The following is a 12950-nucleotide window of genomic DNA, read 5'->3' as shown; positions in this document are numbered from 1 at the left end:
ACTTACCAAAAGAGTCTAGCACAAAGCCAGGCCAAGCATCATGAATGGAGGATTTATTGTGTTTGATTTAAAAGCTAATGGTACCTCGGTGAAGACAGAAGTTGTTGCCGGGGCCACGACGTTTTTCACGATGGCGTATGTGACCGTTGTGAATCCGCTGATTCTGTCGCAAGCGGGTGTACCTTTTGAGCAGAGCTTCACGGCAACGATTATTGCCGCTGTGATTGGCACACTGCTGATGGGGCTCGTAGCCCGCTACCCGATCGCTGTGGCGCCGGGGATGGGCTTGAATGCCTACTTCACCTATTCCGTTGTTCAAGGACATGCCGGACTTGGGTATATTGAAGCTTTCTCGGCTGTTTTTATAGCCGGTATTCTGTTTCTGGTGTTATCGATGACTTCCCTGCGGCGCAGGCTGATTGAGATGATCCCGTCGAATTTGAAGCATGCGATCACGGTCGGAATCGGCCTGTTTATTGCTTTTATCGGTCTGCGGATGAGCGGCATCATTACAGCGCATCCGGATAATCTGGTAGCGCTCGGTGATCTGCACCAGCCATCGGTTGTGCTCGCCTTGGTGGGATTGGCGGTTACGCTTGTGCTGCTGTCCCGTGATGTAAAGGGTGCTTTGTTTATCGGTATGATTATTACCGGGATTATTGCTTATTTTGCCGATATGCTGTCCTTTACGAGCGGGATTATGTCGGTCCCTACGCTGCCGGAAGGCATTCTGGTATGGAACCCGATTACCGCTGCCTCCGATGTGATCAGGCATGGACTCTATGCCGTTGTGTTCTCTTTCCTCCTGGTGACGCTGTTCGATACCACAGGCACGGTTGTTGGTGTGGCGGAGCAGGCGGGGCTGATGAAGGATAACAAGCTGCCTCGTGCAGAACGCGCCATGTTCTCCGATTCGGTGGCAACCGTGGCCGGATCCATGGTCGGTACAAGCCCGACCACCGCCTATGTTGAATCTGCAGCCGGCGTCGGCGCAGGCGGTCGGACAGGATTGACGGCGGTCGTCGTTGCCGCGTTGTTCGTCGTTGCCGCCTTCTTCAGTCCGCTGATCGGCGCGGTTGCGGGATTATCCGCCATTACGGCCCCTTCGCTCATCGTAGTGGGCTGCCTGATGCTGGGCAACGTTCAGCACATCCGGTGGAATGATTTTGATGAAGCGTTCCCCGCGTTTCTCGTCATCTTGACCATGCCGCTTACGTCCAGCATCGCGACCGGGATCGCGCTCGGTTTTATTTCATACCCGCTGATGAAAATCGTGAAGGGCAAGTGGAAGGCGGTTCATCCGCTGATGTATATTTTTGCCGTGCTGTTCGTGCTGCAGCTTGTCTTTGTCCCGCATTGATTCAGGAGTATTAGGTGCATGAAAATCCCCTGCAAGGTCTGAGCAGACCCGGCAGGGGATATTTGGCATGCCGATAAACCGTATAAGTGTGAGGATTATTGGTAACGGATCTAGGCGATGCTGCAACGGTTCCGGGTTGTTGTTTTCGACCGGTTAAGAGGATATACCTTCTCATGCCGGCCGTGGATGCACCGAGCTTTAGCGAGCACGGCTCCATACGTCCGCGTACCTTGTAACGAGGCCGTGCTCGTCAACCTCCAGATCCGCTTGGTAGGCTCCATCGTTACTCTCATAACGGTAGGCATACTCACCCGTACGCGTATACTGTTGGGCAAGGGGGGCGATGGTTAAACTCGGGAACTGAATCCAGACTGCCGTCATGGACGCGCTCTCCCCAGGCTTCAGTCCCAACCGCTGGATCGGCAGCGTGTTGGTGGACGGGGTAATGCCAAGATCAATATCGTTCATGCCGGCAAATGCGGTGAGCTCGGAATCGCCGTTCCACCAGCGGCCGTCATCATCCCGCTCCAGGTGAAGGGACTGTTCTTCGGTGCCGCTGGAGAGCTCAATCTTTACCTTCCTGGTCTGCCAGCTGCAGGTGGTTCCAACCTCGTAGGAGCAGTGGAGCTGCCGGCCTTCCAGATCGGCTACGACCATTCCGGTGAGCGTGAATCCGTCATGATGTCGATAGAGCCGGCCATGCTCCAGAGAGGGCAGATCGTGTCGGTTCCAGAGCAGCGATTGCAGAAGCTGACCAGGGCTTGCGGTTATTGGTCCGATGTGCTGCATGTTTGCTTCAGTATGTATATTGTCGTTCAAGGCGAGATCACGTCCTTTATCAAAAAGAGTATGAATGGATGCTGCTCCTCTATATTATATAACGAACATACGTTTGTTATAAAGCGATAAATACAGTGCGTCATAACCGATTGGGGACTTCCAACGCAAAACGCTAATTCCATATATGGACGCAAAAAGGTTTGTGAAGTAATATGTAAAGATCGTATAATAATTCGGCAATATTTTTCATCCAGAGTAGGAGTGCAGCCGCCATGAACATACCTAAAAAACGCATTAAAATCAGTCTAGCCACGGTCATGCCTGCGCTGGTTTCATTATCCATTCTGATGACGATGTCGATTATGATCTATATTCAGTATAAAAATGAGAAACGTTCACTATATAACAATACCATGTCGCTTAATTTATCCTCCGCACAAAAAATGGCGGTTACCATTGAAGCGCTTTTCTCAGGGATGCGCCAAAGCCTTCGCGCCTCTGCCAACAACCCGGCAATTGAGGCCAGTGCGGCATCCGATGAGAAGGAGTTGCAGGTCATTTTTGATCTTATGCTTCAGAGCAGCCCTTACTTCAACTCCGTTTTTTGGGCCGATCAAGCGGGTACCATTCGAGTGGTTTCTCCTGTGGGGAACCATTTGAATCCGGCCCGATTAATAACGGAAGGGACCACGGAGGCGCTAAAGGAGAGAAAGTCCTATTTATCGGCACCGTATAGAAGCCCATCTGGGCGCTGGATTGTTCTTGCGAGCGAGCCGATTTTCGACAGTTCCGGCAAGTATCACGGGATGATTGCCGGCACGATCTACTTGGAAGAAAATAATATATTGCATCGTATTTTCGGATCTGGTGCGGGAAATGAAGAGGACTCCTACTCCTACATTGTCGATTCCGGCGGGAAGCTGCTCTATCATCTGGATAAAAGCCGGGTGGGGGAGGACGTAAGTTCTAACGTTGTGGTACAGCGGCTCATAGACGGCGAGAGCGGCATGCAACGTGTCATGAATACGCAAGGTAACGATTACTTGACGGGTTACGCCGGCGTTTCGATGAATGGTTGGGGGATTGTCATGCAGACATCGGTAAGTTCCATTCTGGACGATGTCAATCGCAACTTGCAGGATCAGCTGAGAAGTATGCTCCTTCCGATCATGATCATGCTGGTCATTGCCGCATATATGGCTACAAGAATTGCTGCGCCATTTACCCAGCTGTATAAGTTAACAAAATCGATAGCAGCCGGCCAAACGGTGTCTTCCGAGGAATTCCGGCCGCATTGGAATCGGGAAGCTGATCAATTGAACCAGATTATGGGGGCCGCTGCCGAAACGCTGGCCAAGCAGGCCTATTCGTTACAGCAGGAAGCCAGTACGGATCCATTAACAAGGCTGACCAATCGCAGAGAACTGGAACGCTGCCTTGATTCGTGGGATTCGCTTGGGGATCCGTATGCCCTTTTAATGCTGGACATTGACCATTTTAAGAAAGTAAACGATACATATGGCCACCAAACCGGCGACCAAGTCCTGAAACTGGTGGCGGCGGTCATGAGCGGTTGCGTTCCTGCGGGTGCGGTCTGCTCCCGTTTTGGCGGGGAGGAGTTTGTCATTCTTCTTCGCAAGCATAGTATGGAAGAGGCCTACCGTATGGCTGAACGGATACGCAACGCGATCCTGGTTTCCCAAACGCCGTATTCCCTAACGCTTACCGTATCGATCGGCGTCTCCTTGTATCCTGAACATGGCAGGACCCGCGAGGATGTATTCCAGGCAGCGGATATGGCGTTATACCGGGCGAAGGACGAAGGCCGTAACCGGACGATCGCCGCAGGATTATCGGCGTAATAGTACATGCGACTAATCCCTTAATTACCGAGTCAAAGTATATTTATGAGAGGATATCATTTAATAACTTCTCCATAATCTTTACGTCTACGAACTTACCATCCAAGATGCCGTGGTCTTCAAAAACACCAACATCACGGTACCCGAGTTTATGATATAAACCCTGCCCGCCTTGATTGAACGGAAAGGTGAACAGCACAATTTTTATAAAAACCATTTTCCTTTGCAATCGTCTCAAGGCGATGAAGCAGCATACTTCCAATTCCTTTGCTTCGGAATGCCCGATCGATATATATGGATAGGTCGGCAACACCATCATAGGCGCAGCGCTGAGAATAAGGGTTGAGGGAAGCCCAACCGACCACCTCGCCTGCGCTTTCAGCGACAATGACAGCGTAACGATCCGCATGTTGTCGGAACCAATGATGCATATATGTAATATCTTTTGTCTTTACTTCAAGGGTAGCAATGCGATCTTCAATTCCTTGATTATAAATAAGTAATATTCGATTCACGTCGTTCGTGTGGGCTGTTCTAATCGTAATTGGGTTCATAAGCGGCGGGTTCCTCACCTTTCTCTTTAAATGAATGACAGCTTAGCCAAAAGTTATTGCGATAATGGGCTGCAGCATGTACTGGATTTAGCCATGGCTTGGTTGAAAATTTTAATGGAGTGAAGCACGGTTTCTTTTTCGAAATCCGTCATATAGGAGAACACTTCGTCCAGATAGTCATTCATCTGCTTATCAATGGTATCGGCTATCCATTTCCCCTTTGAGGTAAGCGCCAGCGTATGAACTCTTCGATCCTGGGGATCCGGTGTTTTTTGTACGAAATTCAGTTTAATCAAGGATTGGACCTGTCGGCTGAACGTCGTAATATCGGTCCCCAATGTTTCAGCGATCTGCTGCATCGAGGGATTATGCTGCCGGTCAACTTCATACAAGATGTGACTCTGAACCAAAGTGACATCGGTTACTCCTACACTGCAACAGTTTTTATTCAATAGACCAAATCTGCGGGTCATGATTTGAAACAACTCACGAGCATTTTCCATCTGGAATATCACCTCTGATTTGTTATACAACACATATTTGCAATATGCAAGTAATTTAACCTATCGTTTCATTCAGTTCTATCGTATATCAGAGTGTGATTCTGCAAACATTACTAAACAAATCAAAAATAATTGATGCTTGACGTGTCACGGATGGCTTGCTACAATGAGCACATCAAAATTATTTGATGGGAAGTAAAGAGGTGACAACATGAAGGTCTCTACAATACCAGAAGACGTATTAAGCCTGTATGAACAGAAGTTCAAAGCGTTATCCGATAAGAATCGGCTGAGAATCATTTATGAATTAAATCAACGAGGTAAAGTATGTGTATGCGACCTTACCGACATGCTGGAACTGCCTCAATCGAAACTGTCGTACCATCTGAAAATGTTGCTGGATGCAAATATTATATTGATGGAACGCATCGGAAAATGGAATTACTACGAATTAAACGATGAAGAAATTAAAGGACTATTATCCGAAAAGCTGTGCTGCATTTTCTATCCTAGTACAAAAACATAATTTTTTTTAACCAATACATCAAAAAAAATTGATGAATTGAAAACATAAGGAGGATTTTCTATATGAAAAACATTGAATTTAAGGCAGCCTCATCTTCTTGTTGTACCCCCCAAGTACCGTTAACCACTAAAGAAACAGTGAAGGAGGAGTATGTTCCGCACAACGGTAACCTGCCTGTCGTAATTATTGGTGCCGGACCTATCGGCTTGGCTGCAGCAGCTCATTTGGCCGAAAGAGGGCAACCATTCATTCTTTTTGAAGCGGGACCCAGCATAGGTCAAAACATCCTGCAATGGGGACATGTGCGTCTTTTTTCACCATGGCAGTACAACATCGATAAAGCTGCTGAGCGACTTTTGCGTAAACAAGGATGGCAGCCTCCTATATTAACGGAATTACCTTTCGGTCAAGAGATTGTGAATCAGTATTTGTGGCCCTTAGCGCAACTACCTGAATTGGAGCCCTACATCATGTTGAATGCTACAGTGGTGTCTATATCGAAGAAAAATGCTGATAAAATGAAATCCGCTAATCGCGTAGCTGTGCCGTTTGTACTTTATGTTGAACGAAACGGAAATACCGAACGCTTTGAAGCTAGGGCAGTAATCGATGCCTCTGGAACCTGGGGACATTCGAATCCGCTAAATGCAGACGGGATATGGACACGTGAAGAGCGTGATTTGAGGGACCATATTTATTATGGGATTCCGGATTTATCAGCAGAACAAAGGCAGAAGTACGCAGGAAAACGTGTTGCAGTTGTAGGAGGCGGGCACTCTGCGATCAACACTTTACTGGATTTAGCCAAGCTCAAAGAAACGGATCCGAACACTGAGATTATTTGGGTGATGAGAAAAAAATCTGTGGAAGAAGCTTACGGTGGTGAAGAGAATGATCAGTTAGAGGCGCGAGGGGCACTTGGAAGCCACATTCACCAGTTGATTAATGCCGGCCAAATCCAAGTGGTCACTCCGTTCATGATCGAGGGGCTTTCCAAACACGATGGAAGAATGAACATCAAGGGGACTGCAAACGGTGAAAGCAACGAAATACAAGAAATCGATGAAATTATCGTAAATACAGGGAGCCGACCTGATTTTTCATTCCTGAGCGAGATCAGACTTAGCATTGATCCTGCTACGGAGAGTGTTGAAGCGCTTGCGCCCCTTATCGATCCCAATGTACACAGCTGCGGAACTGTAAGACCCCATGGCGAAAAAGAGCTGCGTCATTTAGATAAGAATTTCTATCTCGTTGGAATGAAGAGTTATGGCCGAGCACCTACCTTCCTTATGGCGACGGGCTACGAACAGGTCAGATCCATTGCTGCATATCTGGATGACGATTTAGAATCCGCGTTAAAAGTTGAATTAGAGCTGCCGGAGACCGGCGTATGCGGTATTAACAGTGCGCCGAATGCCAATGATTGCTGCATGCCCGCCGCCTCATCTACTTCCGGCTGCAATTAATATCTATCTAGGGGGAATCAAGACCTGGTTCTCCCGGATAAATGAAACAGAGGAGTGAGCGACATGTATAAATCAATCATTATAGGAACGGGGCGGTTGATGGGCTGGATAGCGAGAATTTTTGGAGGAAGAGTCTCCGCACTTGAAATCAGGCACGCTTTCCATTAGTATATAAGCATTAAATTATATGGTTATGGGATCATTAATCTTATTTTATCGGAAGAAAGGGATGAACCTTAATGGAGCATATGAACGAAATAGCCGAGAAACTCAAATTGCTTGGGGATAAAACAAGGCTTACCATGTTGACGCTCCTTAAGGAAAGAGAATGGTGCGTTTGCGAGTTTGTAGATATTTTTGATATGTCACAGCCTGCAATCAGCCAGCACTTAAGAAAGCTTAAGTCTCAAGGGATCGTAAATGAAGCCAGAAGAGGCCAATGGGTTTATTATTCATTGCATGTTGCGGATAAGCCATATATCCAAGCGGTGTTGAATGAAATGCCAAGTTCTCAAGAAATATTGTCAACGTTAAATAAGGAAATCAACTGTTCCTGTGATTAACCGGCAATCAGTCCGTATGAGCAATAGCTCTCAGGTTGATGAGAGTTATAATCGCTGCCTAAATATATATTGATTAATAGAGGGAATGCATAACGGTATTTTAGTTCAACACGTCATTGGAGGGTTTGTACATTGGTTTCTGTTTTGGCTAGCATTATTTTTCTTGTTACATTGGTTTTTGTTATTTGGCAGCCTAAAAATCTGTCCATTGGATGGTCGGCTTTCGGAGGTGCTGTACTGGCACTGCTCGTTGGAGTTGTCGACTTTCAGGATGTTTGGGATGTCACCCAGATTGTATGGAATGCTACGCTTGCCTTTGTCGCCATTATTATCATTTCATTGATTCTGGATAAAATCGGTTTATTCGAATGGGCGGCATTGCATATGGCGAACGCTGCTCGAGGAAACGGTATCCGGATGTTTGTGTATGTATCCGTTCTTGGAGCGGTTGTCGCTGCTTTTTTCGCAAATGACGGTGCAGCACTGATCTTAACCCCGATTGTGCTTGCCATGGTACGGGCGCTGAATTTCGACGAAAAGAAGGTATTCCCCTTTATTATCGCAAGCGGCTTTATTGCGGATACAACCTCCCTTCCGCTAGTGGTCAGCAACCTGGTGAATATCGTATCTGCCGATTTCTTTGGCATCACGTTTACCGAATACGCCAGCCGAATGTTGGTTCCCAATCTGTTCTCTTTAGCAGCAAGTGTCCTGGTACTTTACTTGTTTTTCCGCAAAAGTATCCCGCGGAAGTTTGATGGCACCCAGCTCAAGCAGCCATCAACGGCGATTCAAGATCCTGCGATGTTCCGGTTATCATGGATCGTGTTGAGTGTGCTCCTTATCGGTTACTTTGTGTGCGAATTTGTCGGTATTCCGGTATCGATCGTAGCTGGGGTTATCGCGATTTTCTTCCTGCTGATGGCGCGGAAAAGTCCGGCTGTGCAAACCAAGGAAGTCCTCCAAGGTGCTCCGTGGGCAATCGTGTTTTTCTCTATTGGCATGTATGTGGTCGTATATGGCTTGCGTAACGCGGGTCTTACGGATCTACTGGCAAGCGTCATACAGAGCATCGCGGATCAAGGACTACTTGCTGCAACCATGGGGATGGGATTTATCGCAGCGATTATTTCTTCCATCATGAACAATATGCCGACCGTCATGATTGATGCGCTGGCAATTGATGCGACAAGCACATCGGCTGCCATTCGGGAGGCATTAATTTATGCCAATGTCATCGGTTCCGATTTAGGTCCCAAGATCACGCCGATTGGCTCGCTGGCAACCTTGCTATGGCTGCATGTCCTTTCGAACAAAGGCGTGAAGATTAGCTGGGGGACATACTTTAAGACAGGCATCATACTGACGATCCCAACTTTATTTATAACCCTCTTAGGCTTATATATCTGGTTGACCATACCGTAATTTACAGGATAAAAGGAGAGAATCGAATCGTGGAGAAAAAGACACTTTACTTCTTGTGCACAGGCAACTCTTGCCGCAGCCAAATGGCGGAGGGATGGGCCAAAAAACATCTGGGTGATGATTGGAAGGTCTACAGCGCCGGCATCGAAGCTCATGGCCTGAACCCGAATGCCGTCAAAGCGATGAATGAGGTTGGCATTGATATATCGAAACAAACTTCCGATATCATTGATCCGGAGGTGTTAAATCAATCCGACCTGGTGGTCACCTTGTGCGGTGATGCTGCCGATCGTTGTCCGATGACGCCTCCGCATGTTCGCCGTGAGCATTGGGGATTTGACGATCCGGCGAAGGCTCAGGGGACCGACGAAGAAAAATGGGCTGTTTTCCAGCGTGTTCGCGATCAAATCGGCGAGCGTATTCAAAAATTCGCTGAAACCGGCGAGTAATATAAAGCCTTATGCCAGGGTCCGAACTCTAAGAGAATTCTTGAGAAAACATTGAAAGCCTGCATCCATGTATACCAAGAACGCCCCTACTCGGGCGTTCTTTTTGTCGAGAGGACCTCTCGTTACCGGTTCTCCCTATTGAATCGCGGCGCGCAGAGCTTCAGCGAACCTTGTTATTCCGGATGGGATATCCTGGGCTCTGGCACGGGCATAAGTGAACCGCACATATCCGGAAGCTGAACCGTATACACTTCCCGGCGCAAAAATAACGCCTTTTTGAATGGCGGCCTCCAGCAGTTTGCTGTCATTCACTTCCGGGACGATCTTGCACCAGAGATGCAGGCCACCCTCCGGCACATGGAAATGAACCAGGTTTTGCAGTTCTTTCTGCAGGGCCTCGATCAGTAAATCCCGCTTGTACAGCAAGCTCGCTCTCAGTCTGTCTAGATGCGGAGCAAAATAGGAAGAATTGAGAAACTGTCCGGCCAAGCTTTGGGGCACCACGCTCAATCCGAAATCCATCTGCTGCCTGGCGTCCGCGAGCCGCTCCACCACCGAATTCGGGGCGACCATCCAGCCTACGCGGAGGCCGGATGCAGCTATTTTCGAGAGCGATCCGATGTACAGCACCGACCCGATGGAATCGACGGATTTCAAAGGGGCAGGCGGCGAGCACTGGTAGGCGGTCAAACTGAAGGGGTCGTCCTCCACGATGGGAAGTCCAAGTTCACTGGCTGCATCCAGCAGCTGCGATCTTCTCTCCTGAGCCATGACGGTGCCAGTCGGATTTTGAAAATTCGGATTAATGAAAATCATCTTGATCCGGTGTTTCTTGTACAGCGAGCGAATGTCATCGGGCCGCACCCCCCGTTCATCAACTGGGAGTCTGAACAAGCGAAGGCCAGCCGATTGAAACATCGGCAGCGAATAGCAATACGACGGGTCTTCAATAGCCACCGCGTCGCCAGGCGACAACAAGCACTGCGTAATAAGATACAGCGACTGCTGTGATCCTGACGTGATCAATATGGAGGATTCGGTGGTCCGGATCCCCCGATACTTTTTCAGATACGTAACCAATGCCTGTCGGAGCGGTCCATATCCCTGAGGGTTGTCATATCCGAAATAGGACGTGTTCGGTTTTTGGCTCATTAACGTATTCATTTCTTGGATCGGCGCCAAATCGCCGGCAAGCTCTCCGCTGGCAAAATCAATCAAAGAAGGATCATGCGCCAGCGCTTCCCGAATCCGGCGGAGAAAAGGGAGATTCGGCAGGAAATTTCCTCCCTCGGCATAACGGTGCCAGTTCGGCGTATGCTTGGGCGTGGCTCCCCATTTGGAGTTGCTGACCCGTGTTCCGCTTCCGGAACGGCTCTCTATAATTCCTAGCGCCCGAAGCTCCGAGTAAGCCAGAACCACGGTGCTTCGATTAACTCCGATTTGCTCCGCCAGTTTTCGCTCGGAGGGGAGTAAGCTGCCTGGAGGAAACTCACCATAGGATATTCTTTGCTCCAGATCATCTGCAATTTGCTGATATAGAGGTTGTGTGCTGTTGCGATCCGGCTTCCACACCTTCCTCATCCTTTCATGAACATATTCAGGCTGTTTTTTGTCTGTAATGTTAATCATATCATTATGCATAAATGAAGTGTTTTCATAATTTCATCATTACGATGACAAATATCCAGCACTCCGTTGAACATGGATGGCGGATCTAATTTGTACATTGGATGGGTCAACATAACCACCCATACCGGGATGTGGCTGAAGTCGCTTTCGGTTTCTTGACAAAACGTAAAAACAGGAATAAAGTATGGATTGAGTTAATCGTAATTATTACGATTATATAAACACGAGAATAGGAGGTGCTAAGTATGCGACTGACGGTAACATTGGCATGCACGGAAACCGGCGACCGTAACTATACAACGACCAAAAATAAAAGAAATCACCCGGAGCGAATGGAATTGCGCAAATATTGTCCGCGCTTGAAGCGGGTGACGCTTCATCGGGAAACCCGTTAAACGAATACGAATCATAAGCCGGATCTATCATCCGGCTTATTTGACTTCAAACGAAATGGGATTACACTAGAAGTAGCAGAATGCAGCCATGTCAATGAGGGGGATGGATAGGATGAACCAGGAACGACATGATACCAGCGGAGAGCTGCTCCTGAGTACACATACCCCGGAACAGTGGAGGCGGAGAAGACAGGAGCTAAACGAGTGGATCAACAGACCCAAAATAAGCAAACAGCCCAAACGGACGCGGTTATTCGGCAACACCCCTGTGGATGAGCAGTTATATCCGATATTGATCCGGCTGCAGCAGGCGGGATTGGACACCGAGTTTTCCTGCGCGGGCGTAAGTCCTCTTGATGAACCTGTTGATCATTCTCTGTACGCCTACCTAACTTTTTTCTCGAGCGGTCCTGCGGAGCAGTTCGCTAACATACTGATGGGAAATATGAGGCATCGAGCGCTGATTACCTATGAGCCTGCCCGTCACCGCTATGACGTATCGTCGTTTTTTATCGGACATAACCGGTCCTTCTGTCTTCTTCTCCAGCACAGCGCGGATCAGTTACTAAGAGATTCAGCCTAGTAGAATACGGAGCTTTTACATAGAAGTTCTATTGTTTTGCCAGCTCAGAGTCCCTTGAGCACCTTAGCTTCGAACATCCCTATTAGGTGAAATAAGGAGTCGTGATCGAATGACGAAACGAAGAATTGCTTGGCATTCAGCCCAATGGACAACCGCACCGGTATCGGTGACAGAGGAAGGGTTGAATCTGAAGGTTGAGTCCAGAGAAGGCAGTGATTATTGGGAGAAAACCCTGTATGGGTTCCAACGCGACAGCGGCCATTCACTGCTTGCGGCGTGGGATAAAGATGCAGCAATGGAGGTCACATTTGAATTGGATGCCTTTACGGAACTTTATGATCAGGCCGGGCTGATGCTAATGAACGCTCCGGGACAATGGATCAAAGCCGGGATCGAAATCAATGACGGAATCCCGCAGCTGGCCACGGTCGTCACCCATGAATATTCGGATTGGTCACTCGCACCCGTGCCGGAGTGGGTGGGCGAGCGTGTCACGATCCGTGCCTCCAGGCTGAATGATGCGGTCATCATCAGGGCGAGAACCGGGAAGCATCCTTGGCGAACCGTTCGCGTGGCACCTTTCCCCGCCAGAACAGAAAGTCAAGCAGGGCCTTTTGTCTGTTCGCCGACCCGCTCCGGTCTGATCGTGACCTTTACGCGTTGGGTGAGCACGCAGCCGGACAGCGATATTCATGTTGACCCGCCGATTGAAGAGTAGGAAAGAGCCAACTTAGATTCCTGAGATTAACCAACACTCATAGCGGCAAATAGACCTCACCCATCATTTCGTGATCGGTGAGGTCTATTTTTTTATACAGATAGTTCTGTATCAATTGCCACAGCGGCCATGCC

At 48.4% G+C, this 12950-nt stretch carries 13 protein-coding genes and 1 pseudogene; 10 read left to right on the top strand and 4 right to left on the bottom strand.

Annotated features, from left to right (window positions below; genetic code table 11):
* Positions 1-58 precede the first annotated feature (58 nt).
* Positions 59-1360, top strand: coding sequence for an NCS2 family permease (locus PLA01S_RS09745; protein ID WP_127591845.1), 1302 nt, complete (start codon positions 59-61; stop codon positions 1358-1360).
* 198 nt (positions 1361-1558) lie between these two features.
* On the opposite strand, the gene PLA01S_RS09740 is transcribed toward PLA01S_RS09745, so the two are convergent.
* Entirely contained in the window at positions 1559-2179 is a 621-nt protein-coding gene (locus tag PLA01S_RS09740) for a putative glycolipid-binding domain-containing protein (RefSeq protein ID WP_127591843.1), read from the bottom strand.
* Between the two features lie 233 nt (positions 2180-2412).
* On the opposite strand from PLA01S_RS09740, the gene PLA01S_RS09735 reads away from it, so the two are divergent.
* Positions 2413-4002 (top strand): sensor domain-containing diguanylate cyclase, encoded by a 1590-nt coding sequence (locus PLA01S_RS09735; RefSeq protein ID WP_127591841.1) that lies wholly within the window; start codon positions 2413-2415, stop codon positions 4000-4002.
* Positions 4003-4045: 43 nt separating this feature from the next.
* On the opposite strand, the pseudogene PLA01S_RS09730 reads toward PLA01S_RS09735, so the two are convergent.
* A pseudogene (locus PLA01S_RS09730) lies at positions 4046-4556 on the bottom strand (arsinothricin resistance N-acetyltransferase ArsN1 family A).
* A 53-nt stretch (positions 4557-4609) separates the two neighbouring features.
* Positions 4610-5059, bottom strand: a complete 450-nt coding sequence (locus tag PLA01S_RS09725; protein WP_127591840.1) for a MarR family winged helix-turn-helix transcriptional regulator — start codon at positions 5057-5059, stop codon at positions 4610-4612.
* A gap of 211 nt (positions 5060-5270) precedes the next feature.
* Here PLA01S_RS09725 and PLA01S_RS09720 point away from each other — a divergent pair, with 211 nt between their 5' ends.
* The 5 genes from PLA01S_RS09720 (at position 5271) to arsC (ending at position 9491) form a co-directional block, all read left to right on the top strand.
* The gene (locus PLA01S_RS09720; RefSeq protein ID WP_127591838.1) at positions 5271-5585 is read left to right on the top strand and encodes an ArsR/SmtB family transcription factor; all 315 of its coding nucleotides are present in this window, start codon (positions 5271-5273) and stop codon (positions 5583-5585) included.
* 62 nt (positions 5586-5647) lie between these two features.
* A complete protein-coding gene (locus PLA01S_RS09715) occupies positions 5648-7054 on the top strand; it encodes an FAD-dependent oxidoreductase (RefSeq protein ID WP_127591836.1) in 1407 nt (468 codons plus the stop codon).
* Positions 7055-7293: 239 nt separating this feature from the next.
* Positions 7294-7617 (top strand): ArsR/SmtB family transcription factor, encoded by a 324-nt coding sequence (locus tag PLA01S_RS09710; RefSeq protein WP_127591834.1) that lies wholly within the window; start codon positions 7294-7296, stop codon positions 7615-7617.
* Positions 7618-7749: 132 nt separating this feature from the next.
* Positions 7750-9042, top strand: a complete 1293-nt coding sequence (locus PLA01S_RS09705; RefSeq protein ID WP_127591832.1) for an arsenic transporter — start codon at positions 7750-7752, stop codon at positions 9040-9042.
* A 29-nt stretch (positions 9043-9071) separates the two neighbouring features.
* A complete protein-coding gene (gene arsC, locus PLA01S_RS09700; protein WP_127591830.1) occupies positions 9072-9491 on the top strand; it encodes an arsenate reductase (thioredoxin) in 420 nt (139 codons plus the stop codon).
* Between the two features lie 135 nt (positions 9492-9626).
* Here the strand turns inward: arsC and pdxR are convergent, their stop codons facing one another.
* Positions 9627-11063, bottom strand: a complete 1437-nt coding sequence (pdxR, locus tag PLA01S_RS09695; protein ID WP_127591829.1) for a MocR-like pyridoxine biosynthesis transcription factor PdxR — start codon at positions 11061-11063, stop codon at positions 9627-9629.
* A 302-nt stretch (positions 11064-11365) separates the two neighbouring features.
* Between pdxR and rpmG the strand changes: the two genes are divergently transcribed.
* The 3 genes from rpmG (at position 11366) to PLA01S_RS09680 (ending at position 12816) form a co-directional block, all read left to right on the top strand.
* Positions 11366-11515, top strand: a complete 150-nt coding sequence (gene rpmG, locus PLA01S_RS09690) for a 50S ribosomal protein L33 (protein WP_127591827.1) — start codon at positions 11366-11368, stop codon at positions 11513-11515.
* A 112-nt stretch (positions 11516-11627) separates the two neighbouring features.
* Positions 11628-12098: a hypothetical protein gene (locus PLA01S_RS09685; protein WP_127591825.1), complete on the top strand. Its 471-nt coding sequence runs from the start codon at positions 11628-11630 to the stop codon at positions 12096-12098.
* 109 nt (positions 12099-12207) lie between these two features.
* Positions 12208-12816, top strand: coding sequence for a DUF1349 domain-containing protein (locus PLA01S_RS09680; protein WP_127591823.1), 609 nt, complete (start codon positions 12208-12210; stop codon positions 12814-12816).
* The last annotated feature ends 134 nt before the right edge of the window (positions 12817-12950 follow it).

The sequence above is a fragment of the Paenibacillus lautus NBRC 15380 genome (assembly GCF_004000945.1).
Classification (GTDB): domain Bacteria; phylum Bacillota; class Bacilli; order Paenibacillales; family Paenibacillaceae; genus Paenibacillus_AQ; species Paenibacillus_AQ lautus.
Note: the sequence above shows the minus strand (reverse complement) of the source record. Positions and strands in the feature narration are given on the sequence as shown.